The 21,855-nt window shown below is 27.3% G+C and carries 23 protein-coding genes, 6 tRNA genes and 1 pseudogene; 6 read left to right on the forward strand and 24 right to left on the reverse strand.

The window, feature by feature from the left end; all coding sequences use genetic code 4:
• Positions 1-58: 58 nt before the first annotated feature.
• The 7 genes from SCITRI_RS11750 to SCITRI_RS08130 form a co-directional block, all read right to left on the reverse strand.
• Positions 59-919 (reverse strand): hypothetical protein, encoded by an 861-nt coding sequence (locus SCITRI_RS11750; RefSeq protein WP_237237916.1) that lies wholly within the window; start codon positions 917-919, stop codon positions 59-61.
• Positions 920-1,118: 199 nt separating this feature from the next.
• A tRNA-Leu gene (locus tag SCITRI_RS08105) sits at positions 1,119-1,203 on the reverse strand.
• A gap of 17 nt (positions 1,204-1,220) precedes the next feature.
• Positions 1,221-1,296: transfer RNA gene (locus SCITRI_RS08110), tRNA-Lys, on the reverse strand.
• A gap of 8 nt (positions 1,297-1,304) precedes the next feature.
• Positions 1,305-1,380, reverse strand: a tRNA-Thr gene (locus SCITRI_RS08115).
• Between the two features lie 16 nt (positions 1,381-1,396).
• A tRNA-Val gene (locus SCITRI_RS08120) sits at positions 1,397-1,472 on the reverse strand.
• A 4-nt stretch (positions 1,473-1,476) separates the two neighbouring features.
• Positions 1,477-1,552, reverse strand: a tRNA-Glu gene (locus tag SCITRI_RS08125).
• 34 nt (positions 1,553-1,586) lie between these two features.
• Positions 1,587-1,662 (reverse strand) — tRNA-Asn (locus SCITRI_RS08130).
• 199 nt (positions 1,663-1,861) lie between these two features.
• On the opposite strand from SCITRI_RS08130, the gene pnuC reads away from it, so the two are divergent.
• The 3 genes from pnuC (at position 1,862) to SCITRI_RS08145 (ending at position 3,783) form a co-directional block, all read left to right on the forward strand.
• The gene (pnuC, locus tag SCITRI_RS08135; RefSeq protein WP_071937892.1) at positions 1,862-2,770 is read left to right on the forward strand and encodes a nicotinamide riboside transporter PnuC; all 909 of its coding nucleotides are present in this window, start codon (positions 1,862-1,864) and stop codon (positions 2,768-2,770) included.
• Between the two features lie 612 nt (positions 2,771-3,382).
• Positions 3,383-3,532 carry a hypothetical protein gene (locus SCITRI_RS08140; protein ID WP_071890527.1) on the forward strand — a complete coding sequence of 50 codons (150 nt, stop codon included), beginning with the start codon at positions 3,383-3,385 and terminating at the stop codon, positions 3,530-3,532.
• A complete protein-coding gene (locus SCITRI_RS08145; RefSeq protein WP_071937131.1) occupies positions 3,532-3,783 on the forward strand; it encodes a hypothetical protein in 252 nt (83 codons plus the stop codon). Before SCITRI_RS08140 ends, SCITRI_RS08145 begins: the two co-directional genes overlap by 1 nt.
• Positions 3,784-4,255: 472 nt before the next feature.
• Here the strand turns inward: SCITRI_RS08145 and SCITRI_RS08150 are convergent, their stop codons facing one another.
• A complete protein-coding gene (locus SCITRI_RS08150) occupies positions 4,256-4,507 on the reverse strand; it encodes a hypothetical protein (protein ID WP_071937131.1) in 252 nt (83 codons plus the stop codon).
• Entirely contained in the window at positions 4,507-4,656 is a 150-nt protein-coding gene (locus SCITRI_RS08155; protein WP_071890527.1) for a hypothetical protein, read from the reverse strand. Before SCITRI_RS08155 ends, SCITRI_RS08150 begins: the two co-directional genes overlap by 1 nt.
• 311 nt (positions 4,657-4,967) lie before the next feature.
• Between SCITRI_RS08155 and SCITRI_RS08160 the strand changes: the two genes are divergently transcribed.
• On the forward strand, positions 4,968-6,119 hold the full coding sequence (locus SCITRI_RS08160) for a DUF3688 family protein (protein ID WP_157092885.1): 1,152 nt from the start codon (positions 4,968-4,970) through the stop codon (positions 6,117-6,119).
• 28 nt (positions 6,120-6,147) lie between these two features.
• On the opposite strand, the gene SCITRI_RS08165 is transcribed toward SCITRI_RS08160, so the two are convergent.
• From SCITRI_RS08165 to SCITRI_RS08180, 6 genes are all read right to left on the reverse strand, one after another.
• The gene (locus SCITRI_RS08165) at positions 6,148-6,666 is read right to left on the reverse strand and encodes a lipoprotein (protein WP_071937894.1); all 519 of its coding nucleotides are present in this window, start codon (positions 6,664-6,666) and stop codon (positions 6,148-6,150) included.
• Positions 6,667-7,010: 344 nt separating this feature from the next.
• Positions 7,011-7,190, reverse strand: a complete 180-nt coding sequence (locus SCITRI_RS10350; RefSeq protein WP_147077647.1) for a hypothetical protein — start codon at positions 7,188-7,190, stop codon at positions 7,011-7,013.
• A 78-nt stretch (positions 7,191-7,268) separates the two neighbouring features.
• Positions 7,269-9,227, reverse strand: a complete 1,959-nt coding sequence (locus SCITRI_RS11755; protein ID WP_237237917.1) for a hypothetical protein — start codon at positions 9,225-9,227, stop codon at positions 7,269-7,271.
• A complete protein-coding gene (locus SCITRI_RS08170) occupies positions 9,151-9,477 on the reverse strand; it encodes a solute carrier family 23 protein (RefSeq protein WP_237237918.1) in 327 nt (108 codons plus the stop codon). The genes SCITRI_RS11755 and SCITRI_RS08170 overlap by 77 nt, the downstream gene beginning before the upstream one ends.
• Positions 9,478-9,712: 235 nt before the next feature.
• Positions 9,713-10,393, reverse strand: coding sequence for a hypothetical protein (locus SCITRI_RS08175; protein WP_071937895.1), 681 nt, complete (start codon positions 10,391-10,393; stop codon positions 9,713-9,715).
• 316 nt (positions 10,394-10,709) lie between these two features.
• Positions 10,710-11,675: an IS30 family transposase gene (locus SCITRI_RS08180; RefSeq protein ID WP_071937896.1), complete on the reverse strand. Its 966-nt coding sequence runs from the start codon at positions 11,673-11,675 to the stop codon at positions 10,710-10,712.
• A gap of 116 nt (positions 11,676-11,791) precedes the next feature.
• On the opposite strand from SCITRI_RS08180, the gene SCITRI_RS11760 reads away from it, so the two are divergent.
• Positions 11,792-12,235, forward strand: a complete 444-nt coding sequence (locus SCITRI_RS11760; RefSeq protein WP_071937897.1) for a lipoprotein — start codon at positions 11,792-11,794, stop codon at positions 12,233-12,235.
• Between the two features lie 11 nt (positions 12,236-12,246).
• Here the strand turns inward: SCITRI_RS11760 and SCITRI_RS08190 are convergent.
• The 7 genes and pseudogenes from SCITRI_RS08190 to SCITRI_RS08210 all read right to left on the reverse strand — a co-directional run.
• Positions 12,247-13,224 (reverse strand): annotated as a pseudogene (locus SCITRI_RS08190) (spiroplasma phage ORF1-like family protein); the annotation flags it as partial.
• 41 nt (positions 13,225-13,265) lie between these two features.
• The gene (locus SCITRI_RS10360) at positions 13,266-13,415 is read right to left on the reverse strand and encodes a hypothetical protein (protein ID WP_155522119.1); all 150 of its coding nucleotides are present in this window, start codon (positions 13,413-13,415) and stop codon (positions 13,266-13,268) included.
• A 432-nt stretch (positions 13,416-13,847) separates the two neighbouring features.
• Positions 13,848-14,012, reverse strand: coding sequence for a hypothetical protein (locus SCITRI_RS11765; RefSeq protein ID WP_237237919.1), 165 nt, complete (start codon positions 14,010-14,012; stop codon positions 13,848-13,850).
• A gap of 104 nt (positions 14,013-14,116) precedes the next feature.
• Positions 14,117-14,377 (reverse strand): hypothetical protein, encoded by a 261-nt coding sequence (locus tag SCITRI_RS11770; protein WP_237237920.1) that lies wholly within the window; start codon positions 14,375-14,377, stop codon positions 14,117-14,119.
• Positions 14,378-14,428: 51 nt separating this feature from the next.
• Positions 14,429-15,175 (reverse strand): ribonuclease III, encoded by a 747-nt coding sequence (gene rnc / locus SCITRI_RS08200; protein ID WP_071937898.1) that lies wholly within the window; start codon positions 15,173-15,175, stop codon positions 14,429-14,431.
• 7 nt (positions 15,176-15,182) lie between these two features.
• Entirely contained in the window at positions 15,183-16,187 is a 1,005-nt protein-coding gene (gene plsX, locus SCITRI_RS08205; protein WP_071937899.1) for a phosphate acyltransferase PlsX, read from the reverse strand.
• Positions 16,188-16,265: 78 nt separating this feature from the next.
• Positions 16,266-18,374: a polyribonucleotide nucleotidyltransferase gene (locus tag SCITRI_RS08210; RefSeq protein WP_071937900.1), complete on the reverse strand. Its 2,109-nt coding sequence runs from the start codon at positions 18,372-18,374 to the stop codon at positions 16,266-16,268.
• 106 nt (positions 18,375-18,480) lie between these two features.
• Here SCITRI_RS08210 and SCITRI_RS08215 point away from each other — a divergent pair, with 106 nt between their 5' ends.
• Complete coding sequence (locus tag SCITRI_RS08215; RefSeq protein ID WP_071937901.1) at positions 18,481-18,807, forward strand: rhodanese-like domain-containing protein; 327 nt, start codon at positions 18,481-18,483, stop codon at positions 18,805-18,807.
• Positions 18,808-18,856: 49 nt separating this feature from the next.
• On the opposite strand, the gene dnaJ is transcribed toward SCITRI_RS08215, so the two are convergent.
• Together dnaJ and dnaK are read right to left on the reverse strand one after the other, a co-directional pair.
• Entirely contained in the window at positions 18,857-19,993 is a 1,137-nt protein-coding gene (gene dnaJ, locus SCITRI_RS08220; RefSeq protein WP_071937902.1) for a molecular chaperone DnaJ, read from the reverse strand.
• Positions 19,994-20,059: 66 nt separating this feature from the next.
• Positions 20,060-21,841 carry a molecular chaperone DnaK gene (gene dnaK, locus SCITRI_RS08225; protein WP_071937903.1) on the reverse strand — a complete coding sequence of 594 codons (1,782 nt, stop codon included), beginning with the start codon at positions 21,839-21,841 and terminating at the stop codon, positions 20,060-20,062.
• Between the last annotated feature and the right edge of the window lie 14 nt (positions 21,842-21,855).

Genomic DNA, 21,855 nt, shown 5'->3' on the forward strand with positions numbered 1-21,855 from the left:
TACCATTGTTTGTCCCAAGATATGTATTTACTGCATGTAAACGACCACCACGATTATTTTACGTTAAAACTTTTTTAGGATTTAAATTATTAATTTCATTATTTGAACATAATTTATTAAATTTATTAATACTATCATTATTATCAGCATTTGGATCTTGCTTATTTTTATCTTCTTTGATTGTTTTTACTTCTTTATTATTTAAAGTAAAATGAACTATAACTCTACCATAATATCTACTACTATTTGGATTACTACTAATTATTGCTAAAATATGTGTAATGTCATGAATAACAACTTCATCTAAATCAATATCAGTATTTAAAAGTATTACTCTTTCAAAAATTGTTGCTAGTAAAGAATCAGGTAACTCACCTAATTCTGTATTTGGTAAAAGATTATTTAACTTTCTAGGTGGCAGTGGTGGTGCAACAGTATTTTGTTTACTTCTTTGCCTTTTTGGTAAAACTGTTGCATATATTGATTCTTCAATTTGATTTTCATTATTTTCTTCATTTGAAGTGACTGATAAAGACTCACAACTCCCCAACCTTGAATTGTCATTATAAAATACTGAATTGCTTGAATTATAAATTGTAAAATAAACATCAATAAAATTTGTTGTACTATCAACATCTTTATATCAAATTATTCTAGCTATGTTTTCCCTAAAATTAATTATTCTTAAACTATTTTCTTTAATTTTTTTATTTAATTTATATATTCGTTTTAAAATTGTTTCTGGTAAATTATCAAGTAACTCACCTAATATTCAATTTTTAAGTTCTTTATTTAATGCTTTAAAATTTCCTTGCCGTTTATTTCGCTTTAATATTTGTGCTTGTAATTTATAACTACTATTGGCTTTAACCAATGGTACACTACTTCCTATTAAACTAATACCACTTAATAAATTCACTATTTTTTTTCATATTTAGATATTTCCTTTCACTAAAATTATTATTATTTAATAAAATAGTAATTGTTAAAAAAGGTTGTAATTCTTATATGTGTTTAAATTATCATAATGGTCTAGATTGTTTTTTTCAGTATTGCACTTACATTATAATTTTGCAAATAAAAAACACTCTTAAAGTGTTAATTTGTTTTTTTAATTATGGTCCGGGTGAAGGGACTTGAACCCCCACGAGTTACCCCGCCAGATCCTAAGTCTGGTGCGTCTGCCAGTTCCGCCACACCCGGATACTCGGTTTTAAAAATGGTCTCCTGTAAAGGACTTGAACCTTTGACCCACTGGTTAAAAGCCAGTTGCTCTACCGACTGAGCTAACAGGAGACAGGCAATGGTGCTGACTAGAAGAATTGAACTCCCAACCTACTGATTACAAGTCAGTTGCTCTACCTATTGAGCTAAGCCAGCTTATTAATATAAAAAATGGTCGGGTGTAACGGACTTGAACCGCTGACCACCTGCTTGTAAGGCAGGCGCTCTCCCAACTGAGCTAACACCCGAAAATGGTGACCTGTACGGGGTTTGAACCCGTGAATGCATGCGTGAAAGGCATGTGTGTTAACCGCTTCACCAACAGGCCGTTAAAAATTGATAAAAATTGTCAAAAAAAATAATGGCGCCTAGTGCAGGACTCGAACCTGCGACCGATCGGTTAACAGCCGAGTGCTCTACCAACTGAGCTAACTAGGCATGGCATTTTTTTAGCCTTATTCATTATATACTAAAAATAAAAAAACAAGCAACTATTTTTAGGATTTTTTTATTTTTTATAAATTATATCAAAAAGATATAATTTAAAAGAATAAAAAATATTATTTTTTGTTAAGATATAATTATAGGCTTAATAAATAAATGATGAAAGAAAGAATCAAGATACTCATACAAAAAAATGAAAAATGAACAACAAAAATGATTTATTATTACAAAACCAATTAACTTCTTAGGAATCAGAACAATTGGTAAAGATATTAAAGAATTACCAAAAACTTTTAAAATTCTTTTAATTTGCATTGGAATTATTGTTACTTTTTTATCTTTTTTTGATTTTAATCATTTTATTGATTCTAGCCATAATCCTTCTTTTTTTAGTATTGTTAATATTTTAAATACTCCCAAACCTTATTTAGGGAATATTCCTAAATGAATTGATGCCACACTTTATTCATTAAGCGGTTTAGTTAGTTTTACAAGTATTTTAAATGTTGTTTTAATTAGTTTTGGTAAAATGAGCAATTATTTTTGAGGTTTAATTAGTGTCACAACATTTGGTCTCTTTTCATTTGGTTTTGGTTATACTGGTTATGCTCAATTAAATTTATTTTTTTATTTACCATTTCAATTTATTGGTTGGTATATATGACAAAAAACTTTTATTTTTGAACAAAATTCCTCATTAAACATCCGAAACTCAAAATGATGAATAATTTTGCCAATTTCTTTAGGGATTTGTGTTGTTCTTGCAATTGCTTGATATTATGAAATTCCAGCTTTTCATTATGCATTAGTAAAAGCTGATTATGCTTGTTTAAACCAACCTATTGCCCATATTTTTGACAGTACAATTAATAGCATCGCAATTATTGCTTCAATTTTAATGTTTTTACGGCTAAAAGAACAATGAATTTTATGATTAATTTCAAATATTTTACAATTTGCAATGTTTGTGGGAGTTAATAGCATTGGAACTAATTACCCGATAACAATTAATATTAACATGTTAATTCAAACAAGTTTTTTTACTGCAAATACTATCATTGGTTTTTTAATTTGAAGTGATTATTTAAACAAAATAAAATAAGGATAAGGTTCCTGATTCATTACTATTTTTTTACTTATTAATCATGGAATCCTGTAAATGCAAGCATTAATTTTTTCCTCTTGTTAATTTGATGATAACATAATTTTTAACAAATGCAACTTTTTTTTAAAAAAAATAAAATATTTTATAAAAATAACTTAATTTAAGCATATTTAATCATACTAAAAAAGCATTTATTAAATTTTAATTAATAAATTTCTTTAAATATTCTGTAAAAACATTTCTTTTGCAGCAATATTAAATGCTGAAGCAATGTCAATGGTGTAGAAACCACATACATTTTGTATTTTTGGTTTTTACAGTTTTGGAAAGTAAATTTTTTTAATATTTTTAATTGAGGAGTTGAAATTATGCAAACAAAGCAATATTTTATTTTGCGGTCTCTAGTGAAAAAGTATGGTAAAGATAATGTTATTAATACTGTTAATAAGATTGCAAAAGATATTGAAATTAAAAAGTAAAAGAATAAATTATTCCGCGTAATTTATTAGCGGATAATTTATTCAGTAGTGTTTTTAATGGAGCGAAGCGACAACGAGCGGAGCGAGTTTGCAAATTTCATTTTTTTAGTTTTTAGAAAGGAGATGTATTATGCCAACTTGATTAACGACAATATTTAGTGTTGTTATTGTATTAGCAATTTTTCTTTATTTTGGTTTATTAATTTACCAAAAAATTAAACAAATTCGAGGAAAGAAAAAAGATAAAAAAGAAATTGAAAGAAAGGAGAGTAATAAATAATGTTAGGTATGTATTTAACAACAGCGTTTAATTTTTTAACAGCACCTACACCTAAAACTATGTCTGAGGGTATGACTGGTATTTGAACTGGTTTATCTAGTGCATTATGAAAAGTTAAAGAAGGTATAACAAATATTTTACCTGAGATAATGGTTTTCTTAGGTGAAGCGTGAATTATATTAATTCCATTTGCTATATTTTGTATTATTAAAATCTTAAACTTTTTCCGTGTTATGGTTAAAGGATTTTAATATTTATTATAATCGATCATATATCTTAGTTAAGGCACACTAGCTTTTATGTGAATTAAATAAATAATTTTATTGTTTATTTTTACACTATACACTGTTTACAAATTTATTTTTTAATAAACTTTATTACTATCGTTAATATTGGGATAATAAAAACCCCTATTATACATATAAATTTAACTATATTTTCTATAGTTGATAAATCTATATTGTTTATTATTCATAATATTGAGTCTGTTATGAAAAATATTTTTTTAGTAGGATTTAATAAAAATAAGAATATTTCTATTAAGGGTCATACTAGTAATAGATTTGGGAAATAAATTTTTATAATATTTTTTATAAATATACCTACTTTCTTTTAAAGCTTGTGAACAGTGTATAGTGTAAAAATAAACAATAAAATTATTTATTTAATTCACATAAAAGCTAGTGTGCCTTAACTAAGATATATGATCGATTATAATAAATATTAAAATCCTTTAACCATAACACGGAAAAAGTTTAAGATTTTAATAATACAAAATATAGCAAATGGAATTAATATAATTCACGCTTCACCTAAGAAAACCATTATCTCAGGTAAAATATTTGTTATACCTTCTTTAACTTTTCATAATGCACTAGATAAACCAGTTCAAATACCAGTCATACCCTCAGACATAGTTTTAGGTGTAGGTGCTGTTAAAAAATTAAACGCTGTTGTTAAATACATACCTAACATTATTTATTACTCTCCTTTCTTTCAATTTCTTTTTTATCTTTTTTCTTTCCTCGAATTTGTTTAATTTTTTGGTAAATTAATAAACCAAAATAAAGAAAAATTGCTAATACAATAACAACACTAAATATTGTCGTTAATCAAGTTGGCATAATACATCTCCTTTCTAAAAACTAAAAAAATGAAATTTGCAAACTCGCTCCGCTCGTTGTCGCTTCGCTCCATTAAAAACACTACTGAATAAATTATCCGCTAATAAATTACGCGGAATAATTTATTCTTTTACTTTTTAATTTCAATATCTTTTGCAATCTTATTAACAGTATTAATAACATTATCTTTACCATACTTTTTCACTAGGGACCGCAAAATAAAATATTGCTTTGTTTGCATAATTTCAACTCCTCAATTAAAAATATTAAAAAAATTTACTTTCCAAAACTGTAAAAACCAAAAATACAAAATGTATGTGGTTTCTACAACTCTTATTAATGATAGTATTGTCAAAAGATTTAAACAAATTATCTATATGTTATCAAATTATACATATAGCAAATATGTTTTTAATAAATGTTATAATGATGATGTTAAGTTAATTTCTCCATATTATTTTGAATTAATATCAGTACCTAATAAAATTGATGAAAGTTATTGAGAATTTAAAAAATGTGTAGTTGAATTAAATTCTTTATATTTTAATTTTAGTAGTGGTCCTATCCCGCCAACCCCAGTAAATTATTGAGAAGAAGTTTATGCAGATGATGGGCCGTTTGATACCTCTGATAATAAGTATTATTTTGTAGTATGGCGTAGTAAATTAAATTCTGATTGAAGAATAATTAAATTTAAAAATGACAAAGAAAAAAGCAAAGAAGAAACAGTAGATGTTGATGATAATTACTTTCTTATTTTGCATTGATGAGATGCTCCAAAAGTTCATTATTGAGCTTTAACAGTTAGCGGATTAAGACATCATGCAGAACATATTTGAAGAGAAAATTCAGGAATAAATTATTTTAAAGCAGTTTATCGTTGAAATGTTGTTGGTGAACCAAATACACCAATTATTGACCTCCAAACAGGGCAAATTACCGATTGAAATTTAAAACAACAAAGTATTATTAAAAACAACAAAAACAATAATGTAATTTTTAAAAACAAAGATATTTCAGAAAACCATATTTATCAATTAGAAGCAAATTATTTTAATTGATTATCAATAACAAATGAATTAGAAACAAATAATATTCCTTCTCTTATTGCAGCAGAAATTAAATTATCAGATGGAGAATACGGTAAATATTTAACTAATTTAATTGTTTCTAATGACAAAATAGAAGATTATTTAAACTATTTTTCGCAATGATATAGATTACTTTATTCAAAAGCAGATTGAATAAGTATGACTAAAACATTAGTTGTAGATAATATTAAAATAACTTTTTATAAACATGAAAAATTATTTAATTTAAATCAAATTGAAATATCAGGTATATGAGGTTATGGAAAATATGATATTACAATTTTTACAGAAAAAGAACAAATTAATATTAATAATTTAGAATTATTTAATAGAAACAATGAAAAACTATCATTAATTACATTAGAAATATAAAAAAGTCATTTTAATAAATGACTTTTTATTATTTAACTTTTATATTACCATCAGTATTAATACATAAATTAGGTTCTTGTATATCTAAATTTCAACGATAAACTGATTTAAAATAATTTATTCCTGAATTTTCTCCTCAAATATGTTCTGCATGATGTCTTAATCCGCTAACTGTTAAAGCTCAATAATGAACTTTTGGAGCATCTCATCAATGCAAAATAAGAAAGTAATTATCATCAACATCTACTGTTTCTTCTTTGCTTTTTTCTTTGTCATTTTTAAATTTAATTATTCTTCAATCAGAATTTAATTTACTACGCCATACTACAAAATAATACTTATTATCAGAGGTATCAAACGGTTCTTCTTGGGGTGATATTCATTCTAAATTATCTTTGATTTGTTTATTATCTGTATTTATTTTGTTTTCTTCTTTTAGTTTTGTTAATTTTTCTTCGCTATATTGAGGTGTATTACAAGCAGCTAAACTTGTCGCACTTGTTCCAATTACAGTGATTGTTCCTAAAATACTTAATATCTTTTTCATTATTATAATTCCTTTCGTTAAATCTTTTTATATAATTGTTTTAACATACTTGTATATATACAAAGCGTTATTTAAGTTTTTGAAAGGAAATTATTTAATTTATTATATGCAGAGGGTCAATCTGGCCTCGCGGAGACTTTCTAGAATTTTGTGAAAAATAACTTAAAATTTAAAAAACTTTTGCCGCGCTTTTCAAAGTACTTGGGAAAAATTCTAAGCGTTAAGCGAAGAATTTTATAAAGGTTCCCAAATTTGTTTGAAAGAACTTCAAAACTTTTTTAAATTTTAAGTCATTTTATCACAATAATTTAAGAAAGTAAACCGCTCGGCCAAAAATATATTACCTATATTCCCATTTTAAAGCGATATTGATAAGAACAATAAAGCAAAGCATCGTATGGGTCGTGGTACATTTTACTATCGGGTATATTTGTTTTGGTATCGCTAAATCTTAATTCACTAATACATTTATCTAAAAATGGGAAATTATCTAATATGCCATATATCTTGCCTTGAACAAACATTTTTCGTATTCATGTTACACGATTAATTATTCCCGCTTCTTTATTATTAATGGAGAATAAAAAAATAGGTATAAAAACCTATTTTTTCTTTAAAGTAATATTTGTTACTGCCATAGTATTAATTTCAAAATTTGCTTCAACAGTTTCACCTAAAATTTCATAATTACCACCTTTAACAAATAATTCATATAAAACTCGCATTTTTAATTTAATACCCTCATTGTAAAATACAATTTGTGTTTTAAAATGATAACCTGAATAATCTCGGTTGGGGTGCCATGGATAATTTTTTTCTTCTAAATTATTAAAAATAGTATATCCACTTTCATTAATATTTTTTATTTTAATAATATATCTTTCCGCTAATGATTTATTTACATAATTACCATTAGGGCGATTGCCACTTGGTCTTCCTCATATTCTTATAAATCCATCATTTCCAAACTCAAATTCATCATAATTATCTTTAACTTGTTGTCAATCAGTTGATCCAAATGTTCCAAAATCAAATAATAAAATATCTTGTGAATATGTTCTATTATCAGGTGTAGCGGATCATCCACCTCATGTGCTTTTAGCATTTAGTTTACTATCTGCTTTGTTTAATATTAATTGTACTGGATAGAAATTAATACTTGGTGGTGGATCTGGTAATTTAACAGGTCATTCATGTACGATATCATCATCAATATATTGGTCTAAATAACTAAGTGAATAAAGAGTTAATCAATCTCGGACTGAATTATTATATAAACTTGTAGTTTGTAAACTAACAAAATAACTCATAATTGAATATGGGTCATATATATTAATATCATCAGAAAACATATAAATACGACAGGCAGTTTTACCTAAATTATAAAAACCAACTGCATCAATTATATAACGACCACTACCAACAATATCAGTTAATAAATTTTCACTTTCCATTGTAGGTAATGATACACTTTCTTCATTAATTAAATAAATACTATCTTCTTCATAAAATGATTGTGGTATCATAACACTACTAATTTTATAATATTTTCCATATTCTTTTTTAGTTTTTTTAGATCAACATGATGCTATTATTTTATCTGTTAATGTAAATGTTCAACTTGTATCACTTGCACTAGCACCGATTATATAATTTACCTCATCTTGAGTATTATATCTAAATGCACCTAAGGGAATATTGCCTTGATTTTTTGCTTGTGACCTAGTACTATCTTCAACAATAGGTCAATAACTTTCATCATAAAATGTATAATTTGCTTTACCAATAAATAAAGGAATTCCTGTTTTAATATTTGGATATAAATTATTAGTATTATTATCAATAGTTTTTCAATAAATCGGAATACCTAAACTTATTGCATTTAAAAATTTACCAACAATCGGAATATCTCTTTGAGTTCATGCAATACTTTCTGTTACATCTATTGGTAAACTAATAATATGATTAACCATAACACTAAATAAATTTAACATATCTTTTAATTGCCCACGATTTTTACTTGGATTAATTGTGTTATATCCTATATCAACATTATATTTAAAATAACAATTTGCTCTAACATCAAAATCTTTAATAACTTTATTACCTTTATAATTTAAAGCAACATCTTTAATTGTTAAATTATTTGGGTTAGTTGCTTGGGTTAATTTTCTATCTGTATTTAAGTATCCCTCATAATTCTTTTTAATTTCTTGGTTAGATTGACCTTGTTTTCTTTTTAATCAATTATCATATTGACCATTAATAGCAGGAATTCCATTTGTTAGTAAATAAGTAGTTAATGGTTTAGAAGGTTTTGTTAATGAATCAGCAACTGGCATTTTTAAATTATCAATAAATAATCTTCTTTGAGGATATACTTTTTCATTTCATTTCCCTAAATTTTCAATAGGGCGACCAAAAATAATTGGTGCAGTAAAACCATTATTACCTAATAATGTTAATTGAATACTTTTAATTCCATTATCACCAGTTAATAATTGTTCGTAACTTAGTCATTGAAATAAGACAGAAAAATATTCCTGAAATCATAACAGCAATTAAAGCCCCTTGGTATCCCAAACCATTATTAGCAACATTAAAAGTAAAAATAGCATTTAGTCCCATCCCAGGTTCTAATCCAACTGGCATATTCGCTGATAAACCCATAATTAAAGTGGCAATAAAAGCACCAATTGCTGTTGCAATAAAAATCCCTCCAAAAGCCATATTTTGATTTGAATTAGTTAGATGATTAATATCTGGTGCAGAAGATAGCATATTAGGTCGCACTGACAAAATATATAACATTGCTAAAAATGTTGTTAGACCACCAATAATTTCTTTTTTAAATGTTGTTTTTAGATGACCAAATCTAAAAAAGTTTCAATTTTTTTAAACATATAATTTATTTCTCCGTTTAGCTCTATTGTAAAAATAAAAAACATTAACCTTGTTTAATTAACATAAGTTAATGCAAAAATAAAGCATTAACCTATAGAGTCTTTTTATAAATGGTAAGACGTAGAAACACTAGGCCATATTACTAGTAAAAACAGATGACATTTTCAGAAAAAGCGAAAAAAGCTTTAAAACTAGTATAAGTTTTAAAAGACTTTATAAATTCTGTTGGTAAATAGTCTGTGGCTAATGCTATTAAATCTTGACGATAATTTTCTACTAAATTTGCTCAACAAAATCATCCCAAAATCAAATAAATAATACCCATAATAGATATAATTTGAACTGTAATGTCTATTGCATTAATAGCAGCATTTTCTTTTAAAAACTGTATTAAAATAACTAAAATTGTCGCTATAATAAATAAAAATATTGTAAACATCAAAAATCATGACAAAAATTTTAATCAAAAAAAGCATTTTGATTGTTTTGTTTTTTGATTATAAACATAATAAAAATGAAAAATCATATCATAAATTTTAACAATACTTTGATCTTTATCATCAGCACGGCGAATAATGACAGCATTACTTATTTTTGAAAAATTTTGTGCTTTAACAATATGCCTTTGTTCTCCAATATTAACATCTTGTAAATCATTGTCATCTAACATTTTTCGCAATAACATACGCGGTTTTAATGTTGTTTTTTTCTTTTTAAAAATTAATAAAATAAGTCTAAATACTAATCATCCTACAAGAAGCAATGCAATTACAATAATAAAAATAAAATAAACTAATCCTGTTATTTGTGTTAAATTAAACATTTTTCAATCACGTTCCTCTCCGTTATATCAATCATACCGTATTTTAAAAAAATAAAAAAAACAAAATTTCAAAATATTGTTTTTTTATATCAGTTTATTAAATTTGAATTATGTAAAATGAAATGCAAGAAATCTTTATTAATTAAATAGTATAATAAAAATTACAAAAATCAACCATAAATTTAAAAAAATTAATTATTTTATCAATATTTAAACAAACTAAAAAATAATTTATTAATTTTAATTAATAAATACATATTTTATTATTTTAATGACATATTTTATAATTTAATATACATTTTTAAATATTTATTGTTTATATATTCTGCAAAAACATTTCTTTTGAACTTATTCAATTTAAACACGGTCGGAGTTTATCATTTATAACATTAACTACTCAATCTATTTGTTTTTGACTAACTTTATTAAAATCAGTTCCCTTAGGAAATCAATGTCTTAATTCACTATTCATATATTCAATTAAAGGTTTTTGTTGTGGTGAACCAGCATCACAAAAATATACTTGTGTTTCAGCAAATATTTCCATTTCTCTTCATTTACTAAATTCTTTCCCTCTATCTGTTATTATTCCTTTTATTTTTCCAATTAAATTATTTTTTATAATAATATCTTTAAACTTTTTCTCAACTTCCCTAGCAGTATGATTTTCTAATTTTATTGCAAAATATTTTTTACTTAATTGTTCTACTAAAACTAAAATAGCAGATTTATGGTCTTTACCAACCACTGTATCCATTTCAAGTCATCCAACATTAGAAACTTTATTATCAATATCTCAAATTGACTTAAAATCAGTTAATTTACCACGATTATCAGATTTTCCTTTTCTTTTGTATTTTTTACCATGGTGTCGTAAATTCTGTTTTAAAAAACCATAAAAACCTAAACGAATTCATTTATACAATGTTTTAACACAAACGGGAAATTTAACTTTAAATTTTAAAAAATAACGATAAATAAGTTCTGATGGTGAATCATGATAAACATTAAATCTCAGATGAATAAAATTTAATTGTTCTTCTGTAAACTTAAATCTTTTATTATTCTTTTTTCTTTTCTCATAATACATTTTATCTGACTTATAAGCACTATATTCATCAATAGTTTTAAAACGCTTAATTTCTCGTAAAATAGTACTACGATGTCTATTCAAATATTTAGCAATTGCAGAAATATTCTGCTCACCATTCTTTTTTAAAAAAATTTTTGATAATAATTGTTCTAATTTAACTTTATCAATAAAACTTAAATGACTATACATAACATTTATATACCTTTCATTAACTTATAAAATTAATATTTAATACGAATAATTGATATATAATTGATATGTGATAAAATCAATTATATATAAAAAAATAAAAAGGAGCAATATATATGAAAAAATGACTTAGCATAATAGGAACAATCGGATTAACCGCAACAAGCACAACAACACTAATCAGTTGTAAAAAAGAAAATAATAATGAAAACGGTGGAGAGGATAATAAACCAGAACCACAATATAATCCACAACAACCACCAGAAGGTAGTAATTGAAAATTAATTCCATTAGACAAATTGAATAATAATCCAGATAATAAATGATATATTGGAATTGTAAAAAAGAAACAAAATGATAATTTTTCTGTTATAAAATTTAATTTTTCAAATAAATCAATTTGAGATAATAGTGGAGTGCCTTATCATATTATTAATGGTGTATGATATCTTTTTAAATCATATTATTGCTGAAATGGTAATGATGAACCAGAAACACCAACCATTGATAAAAATACCGGTGAAATTACTGACTGAAAAGAACAAAAAGGAACTGAATAACAGTTCCTTTTTTATATTAATCGCACAAATTTCATAAAAATAATTAATAAAAAAATATTTGTTATTGTACTATACAATGCTGGATTAAATTTTCATACCTCAAATATTTGACTAAAAAAACTATATACTGTTTCAAAAACCTTACCAACACCACTCGCTAATTCATTAACTTGTTTAACACCGGGAATAGTATTGACAATTCAAATCACCGCATTTTTAATATGAGCACCAAAATCTCATCAACCCTCTGGCGTTACATATTGCACTTCTCATCATTGTTTATCGGGGAACAACCCACCATTATTAATCTCTTGTCAGTTATAAATCCCAAAATTAAAATCATAATATCAGTACATATCATTCTCTTTTTGTGCTTGCAATTCAAAAACATTATAACCGATTTTTTGTTCTTCAATTTTTTTATACTTTAAACCATATTTATCTTTTAAAGCACCTTCAAAAACATAGCCCGAATTTGAGTTAATATTATAATTATTAGCAACCGAAAAATCATAATTAAAAACACTACCATAATTATTAATCGTATAAAACCGATTTTTAAATGCTGAATATAATTTAATGTCTAATTGCTTATATTTATCCGAAAAATAAAAATATCGTGGATAAATTTTAAAACCATTATTTACTAACAAACCATATTTTTTATTATAACCTTGAACATAAGTGTTATTCTCTAAATCAAAAATCGTACGTAAATAATTAGTATAAAATTTCTGTGAAATCTTAAACATACTATTTAATAATTTATCAAATTGCAATTTATCGTTAATATTCTCACTCAACAAAATATTATTAAAATTTTGCAATTTCAACGCAAAAAAGTTAACTAAAACAGTATCATATTGTAAATTATCAATATATCCATTTTCAATAAACGAACTACGATTTTGAAACACTGGCACCAAAGCACTTGCAAAAAACGACTGTAAAAACTTAGATAAATCAAACTGACCGCTAAACTGTTGATAATACTTTAAATAAATTACCGCTAATAAATTACGCGGATAATTTATTCATTTTCTTTTAAATTATTAATTACTATCTTATTTACAGTATTAATAACAATATCTTTTCCATACTTAGTTACTAAGGACCGCAAAATAAAATAATGTTTCTTTTCAATAAAAAATCAACTCCTTTCAGAATTGATTTGTTGCACTTCGATTACATGATGCCATTAATAAGTTGTGGTGCATCATTAGTTATTTTTGTTAACAAATTTGTATATTTTTCACCACGAAGTCATAAATATAGGTTATAAATAAAAGATGACGCATTTGCCGCACTATTGACATAAGCATTTGTCGCAAAACCAATAACACGATATTGAAAACCATAAATACTAAAAAGGTCATAAAGCTTGATTTTATTATGTGAAGCATAAGAACTATTAATAATAATTGGCGGGTAATCATCGGCTAGCCTTATAATTTAAAAATTCTTGATAACTTCCTTTTACCATAATTGATGTTGTTCAATAATATGGTTGCACACTTTGAATATAAAAGTTTTCTGCTTTAAAAATTATCGTAAAGGCGCATTGTTTCGTTCATTAAAGCACGGTCAGCAACTGAACCAATAATAACGGAATTTAATCACGATAATCAGCATTACTAAAAAAGTATGCACTATCAGGAACAATACTACTACTAAAGTTTAATATTACTTCACCTTTTGCCTTTAATTGTTCTATAAAATATGAATTTGAACTGTTTGAAGCAAGCCATTTTCCTGGCTGGTTACTTTCTGAATCCAATATAATTTGATAAATATCTTCGCCATTGGGTTTTAACTGAAAATAAGAACTTTCTACCTTATTAGTATCTAGTTTCCCATCATCGTTAATATAATTAATATTATTTAAACCATATGATAAATTTTGATTAATAAATTTTGATTATTTAAAACAATTTTTAAATTATGATTAAATTGAAGTGAAATATTAGTATTATACAAGTTGTTTCCAATCAATGCTAATTGATCCGTACTTAAACTACTTGACATAATCATTCCGCCAAACAAGGTAATAATAATTCCTAACATTAAAAATAGCCCTAAAACTTGTAAACTATTTCTAGTAAAAATTAATCAAAAATTCTTAAATAAATGTCTTATCCGCATCACTTTTCATCTCCATATACTTAAATTAGTTTAATCATATTACATTTTTGTTTATTTTTCGAAATGATATTTTGATTTTGTTGCTAATTTTTGTAATGCATCACGAGCTGCTAATTGCTCAGCTTCTTTATGAGTATAACCGCATCCTTCACCATACCGAATCCCCCCAATTTCTGCAACCACAGTATATAAAACTCGATTTCCTTCTAACGGTTGTGATTCTTTAATCAATTTATATTCTAATGTTCGAGCATCACCAGCCTGTAAAAATTCTTGTAATTCAGTTTTATAATCTCGAATTTTGTCAAAAAAACCAGGATTAGAAACCATTCTAATAAGAGTATTATTAATAAAAGTACGAACGACATCTTCACCTAAATCAAGATATAATGCAGCAATCATTGATTCATAAATATCAGCTAAAATACGATTTTTTTCATATCCTTTTGTTTTAATTTCTCCTTTACCTAATAATAAGAAAGGTGCTCAATTCATTCGACGAACTAATTCTGCTAATGTTCCTTCACGAACAATTTTACTACGTAAATTAGTAATTTCACCTTCATTTTTATCAGGAAAACTTAAAAATAAGTACAAGGAAATTTCTTTTGCTAAAATTGCATCGCCCAAAAATTCCATTCGTTGATAAGTATAACTTAAATTATGCTCATTTGCATAAGAATTATGGGTTAATGCTTCTAAATAATATTGTCGTTCTTTAATAAAAACATGATATTGTTTAAAAAAAGCTTTTAATTCAATAAAAAGTTGTTCCGACTGTTTATTTATAAACTGCATCGTATAATTAATCCCCCTTTAACAATTTTACTGTCATTTTTTGAACAAAGTCATTGACAACTGCCGTACGAGTTAATTCTAAAGTACTAATTCATGATTTTGCATCACTACTGCCATGAGTTTTAACAGCAATTGCTTTTAACCCTAAGACTAATGCTGCTGCATTATTTCGATAATCAAAGGTTTCACGAACTCCCCGAAAAGCTTTTCGCAAAGAAAAAGCTTTTAATTTTCGATAAAAATTCTTTGTTAATTCTTGTTTAATAACACCCATTAAATTCTTTGCCATTCCTTCCAACGTTTTTAGCGCAATATTTCCAGTAAAACCATCTGTTACAACAATGTCAACAACATCACTAGTAATATCACGTGGTTCAATATTTCCTTTAAAAAAAATTTTTTTATTATTTGCTAATAATTTATAAGCTTCTTTATGATAATCTTTTCCTTTTGATGCTTCTTCACCAATATTTAAGATTGCTATGCTTGGTTTTGGATTATGCATAATTTCTTGCGCATAAACACTAGCCATAATTGCAAAATTAACAAGATCTTGGGCATCATTTTCTAAATTAGCACCAACATCCAACATTAAAACAGACTTCCCTTTGTTAACTGTTGGAATAAAAGGCATAAAAGCTGGCCGTGAAACTCCCGAAATTTCCCCCACAATAAAATGACACGCCGCTAAAAACGTCGCTGTTGAACCACCGGATACCAAGGCATCTACTTTTTGATCACGCAGTAATTCAGTTCCACGAACCATTGAACTATTTGGCTTACGACGAACTTCCATCATACCTTCCATCATTGCAATTACTTCTGTTGTAGCAAAAATTTCATATTTTGTATTATCTAATTTTGCTGCTGCTGTGGCAGACTTCAGTTCCTTCTCATCTCCGATTAAGACAAAAGTAACATCGTCATATTTCTTCATAAAAACTTTCAAAGAGTCAATAATTGGTTTAATGCCTAAATCAGTACCCATCATATCAATTGCAATTTTACTCATAATTAAATCTCCTAACTCCTTATTTAATTATAACAAATATTTTAGTTATTTATTTAAGAACCAATATTAAAAATTAAGTTACTTTTTAGGTAATATTTCAATTAATTGTAACTTAATTTTTCCTTTCCCATCAATTTCTATCACTTTAACTTTAACAATATCATTCAATTGAACAATATCTTCTGCTTTTTCAACATGTTGTTTAGCTAATTTAGAAATATGAATTAAACCATCAAGATTTTCTTTTAAATGAACAAAGACACCAAATTTTTCAATTTTAACAACTGGTCCAATTATTTTTTCTCCAACAACAACTGGCATTGCAATTGCTTTAATTAATTGATATGCTTTTTCAATCGCCGTTGTTTCTTTATGATAAATTGTCACTTGACCATCATCCTCAATATCAATTTTAACATCATCTGATTTTTCAATAATAGCCGTAATCATCTTCCCACCTGGACCAATAACTTCACGAATCTTATCAACAGGAATCATAAATGTTTTCATTTTTGGTGCTGTTGGTGCTAAATGTGTTCGTGGTGCAGAAATAGTTGCCAAAACATTATCTAAAATTGTTAGCCGTGCTTTTTTTGCTGCTTTTAAAGCTTCTTGGAGAATTGCTTTGTTAATTCCAACAATTTTAATATCCATTTGTAAAGCACAAATTCCCGTTGCCGTTCCGGCTACTTTAAAGTCCATATCACCGAGATGATCTTCCATACCTTGAATATCAGTTAAAATAGTATAGTTATTTTTTTCTTTAATTAAACCCATTGCAATCCCAACTACTGGAGCTGTAATTGGCACCCCAGCAGCCATTAGCGCTAATGTGGCAGCACAAATTGATGCTTGTGAAGTACTACCATTTGATTCTAAAACTTCAGAAACAATGCGAATTGTATATGGAAACACTTTTTCACTAGGAATAATTTGTAATAATACTTTTTCACCTAATGCCCCATGCCCAATTTCTCGCCGTGAAGGAGGACCCATCCGCCCAGTTTCACCAACTGAAAATGCTGGAAAGTTATAATGATGCATAAAACGTTTACTTTCTTCATCGGTAATTCCATCAATAATTTGGTTTTCACCTAACGCCCCTAATGTTACAACTGATAAAACTTGCGTTTCACCCCTAGTAAACAAAGCACTCCCATGAACAACTGGTAAAATATCAATTTCACTACTTAATGGTCGAATTTGATCTAATTTTCGTCCATCTAAACGCGTTTTATCAATTAAAATTTGACGGCGCACTTCTTGGCGAATAATATTATGTAAGGCTGTTTTTAATTCTACTGTCAATTGTTTCTGTTCTTTTTCTGAAAGTGAAACTGGCATAGGATAATTTTTAATTGCTTGTTCAATTAAATGTTCAATTGTTTCATAACGTTTTGTTTTTTCTTTAATTCGAGCAGCTGTAATTAAATCTTTCGCATAATTATTATTAACATAAGTAATAATTTCAGGTCGGACCTGAAACAACTCAACTTCCATTTTAGGAACTCCAACTTTAGCAATAATTTCATGCTGAAAAGCAATTAATTGCTGAATAACATCATGGCCTGCTAAAATTGCTTGTAACATTAAATTTTCTGAAACTTCTTTTGCCCCCGCTTCAACCATATTAATTGCTTCATCAGTTCCTGCAACAATTAATTCCATTTGACCATCATTAATTTGTTCTAATGTTGGATTAATAATAATATTATTTTTTTGATCAACAGTTACTAATGCACCCGCTACTGGACCAGCAAATGGAATTTTAGAAATGCTAAGTGCTAATGATGCAGCAAATAAACTAACCATTCGTACATCATTGTCATTATCAACAGCAAGAACATTAATAACAATTTGAACTTCATTCCGAAAATTTTCTGAAAATAATGGTCGTAAAGCACGATCAATTACTCGTGCTGATAAGATCCCATATTCAGATGGTTTCCCTTCTCGTTTTAAAAATCCCCCCGGGATTTTTCCCACTGAATATAATTTTTCTTGAAAAACAACAGTTAAAGGAAAAAAATCAACTTCACTAAGTTTGTTATTAACTGTTGCTGTTACTAAAACAACCGTGTCACCATAACGGACTAAAACTGAGCCACTTGCTTGTTTTGCTAATTGACCATGTTCAACAATTAGTTCCTGATTATTTATTATTTTTTTAAATACTTGTTTTGCCATCAAAACTCTTAATCCTCTCTGTTATACTTAATCTTCTTAATTTTATCACACATTATTTTGATATTTACGATATAATATAAATATACAAAAAAATAAGGAGTGTAAGATGAATCAAAAAGCAGTCTATATGAATAATGAAATCTTTGAAACACAAAAAGATCATGCTTTATTATTAGATGTACGCACTAATGTTGAATTTAAAGCGTTACGACAAATTCCAAATTCAATCAATGTTTATATTTTTGATTTGCTCCAAGATCCACCTCGTTATTTATCAGACAAAAACCAATTAATTATTACATTATGCAATGGTGGTAATCGTAGTAGTGAAACAGCCTTAGAGCTACGACAATTAGGATATCATAATGCTTATGTTTTAACAACCGGAATTTATGGTTTTTATCGTTGAAAAGAACAAAAAACAAAAAAATAAAAAAAGTTTTAATTATGCTTAATATCATAATTAAAACTTTTTTTAATAATTATAAATCTTCATAAAAATCATCAGTAATTTTAAACGAACTATTATTTCTTAACTTTTGTAAAATTGTTTTTTCTTCTGGCGATAATTTTGTTGGAATTGTTACAATCACATTAACAATTAAGTCTCCCCGTTTGGTTGATGTTGGTGACTTGAAAAACCCATGATTTGGAATATTAAAAATACTATTTGTTTTTGTATTTGGTGGTAATTTCAAATAAACATCCTCATCAAAAGTTGGAACTTTAACTTCAGCTCCTAGTAAAGCATCTAAATAAGATACTGGTAAATTTAAATGAAGGTTATCATTAACTCGTTTAAAATATTTATTTGGTTTTACTGAAATTTCTAAATAAATATCCCCTCGTCGGCCATTATTTAAACCGTAGTTTCCTTTTTCTTGAATTCGTAATTGTTGATTTTCATAAATTGATTTTGGTAAATCAATTTCTACTGTTTCTTTACCTCGATAATTTCCTTGCCCTTTACATTTTGAACATTTATTGGTAATTACTTTTCCTCGCCCTTTACAGTCAGGACATGGTTGTTGTGATTGAATCACACCAAAAAGACTACGTTGTTCTAGGTTAACATAACCATACCCATCACAAGTTGTACAAGTATGAATATCTTTTTTAGGGTCTTTTGCCCCGGTTCCATCACACATTTCACATTTTTTATCAATATTTAAATCTAAGTTTATTTTTTTCCCAAACATTTGTTCTTTTAACGTTAATGTGACACGGGCAGCAATATTTTCCCCTTTAATTGGCTGATTACTAAAACCACGGCGTTTTTTACCACCACCAAAAAAATTTTCAAAAATATCACCAAAGCCACCAAAGCCACCAGAGAAAATATCTTCAAAATCTCCAGTACTACTAAAACCATGACTAAAGCCACCAAAGCCGTTAGGGTCAGTTCCAGCATGACCAAACTGATCATAATTACGGCGTTTATTTGGAACAGATAAAACTTCATAAGCTTCATTAATTTCCTTAAACTTTGCTTCGGCATCTTTTTCTTTTGAAACATCAGGGTGATATTTTTTTGCTAATTGTCGAAAAGCACGTTTAATTTCATCATCAGTGGCATTACGATTAACGCCCAATACTTCATAATAGTCTCGTTTTCCCATTACCATCTTCCTACTTTCTCTTTTAAAGAAAAGATAACTAAAAGAATTTTAGTCATCATTATTGTCTTATTTATCTTTTTTGTCATCATCATTCGTAACTTCTGGCTCAGATTGTTCACCTTGTTGATCATTCATGAATTTTGAAGCTTCAGCCATTGCTTGTTCTAATACTACCATTTTTGCTTCTAAACCAGCATAGTCTTCTTTTTCTAACAATTCTTTGATTTCTTTGGCCATTTCTTCAGAAGTTTTTAACTGTTCAGGATTCATTTTATCCTTATGCCCTTCTAAAGCTTGTGTAATTGTTGAAAGATATGACTCTGCCTTATTACGCAATTCAATGTTTTTTAATTTTTGTTCATCTTTATCTTTATTTTGTTCTGCTTCATCAATCATTCGTTGAATTTCTTCCTCTGTTAATCCTCCACCATTAGTAATGGTAACTGATTGTTCTTTTCTTGTTTTTAAATCTTTTGCTGTAACTGATACAATTCCGTTTGCATCAATTGAAAATTTAACTTCAATTTGGGGAACTCCTTTTGGTGCTGGATCAATGCCAGATAATTGGAAACGTCCTAATGACTTATTATCCGCTGCCATTTTGCGTTCCCCTTGTAAAACATGAATATCAACGGCTGGTTGATTATCAGCAGCGGTTGAAAACACTTGTGATTTTGATGTTGGAATTGTTGTATTACGAGGAATTAAAACAGTTGAAACTCCTCCTAATGTTTCAATTCCTAATGATAATGGTGTAACATCTAATAATAAGACGTCTTTTACATCACCAGCTAAAACTCCTCCTTGAATTGCTGCACCGATTGCAACAACTTCATCGGGGTTAATTGTGCGGTTTGGTTCTTTTCCCAATTCACGTTTAATAACTTCTTGTACCGCTGGAATTCTAGTACTTCCACCAACTAGTAAAATTTGATCTAAATCACTAGGTTTTAATTTCGCGTCAGCTAATGCTTTCCGAACTGGTTCAATTGTTTGTTGAACAAGGCTTTTTGTCATTTCATCAAATTTTGCTCTTGTTAATGTTAAGTTTAAATGTAATGGATTTCCATCACGAGCAGTAATAAATGGTGCTGCAATTTCAGTTTGTAACTGTGAAGAAAGATTTTTTTTCGCTTTTTCTGCCTCTTCTTTCAATCGTTGTATTGCCATTTTATCTGTTTTTAAATTAATACCATTATCCTTTTTAAATTCATCAACCATTCATTGAATAATAACTTCATCAAAGTCATCTCCCCCTAAATGATTATCCCCAGCAGTTGCTAAAACCTCAAATGTTCCATCTGCTAAATCTAAGATTGAAACATCAAAAGTTCCTCCTCCTAAGTCAAATACTAAAACTTTTTGTTCTTTATCAACTTTATCAATTCCATAAGCTAATGCTGCCGCAGTTGGTTCATTAATAATTCTTTCAACTTCTAATCCAGCAATTTTCCCAGCATCTTTTGTTGATTGTCGCTGTGCATCATTAAAATAGGCCGGAACAGTAATAACTGCTTTTGAAATTTTTTGTCCTAATTTTTTTTCAGCATAGTTTTTTAAATAACGTAAAATTTCAGCAGAAATTTGTTCCGGAGTATAATCTTTATTGTTAACAGTAACTTTTTCTGATGTTCCCATTTTACGTTTAATTGAACTAATTGTATTTGGGTTTGTTACTGCTTGTCGTTTTGCTGCATCTCCCACAATAATTTCTTCATTTTTAAATGAAACAACTGATGGTGTTGTTCGTTGACCTTCGGGATTTTCTAAAACTTTAAAATCTTTTCCTTCCATCACAGCAACACATGAATTTGTTGTTCCTAAATCAATACCAATAATTTTTGCCATATTATCATACCTTC

The organism is Spiroplasma citri, assembly GCF_001886855.1.
Taxonomy (GTDB): Bacteria; Bacillota_I; Bacilli_A; order Mycoplasmatales; family Mycoplasmataceae; genus Spiroplasma; species Spiroplasma citri.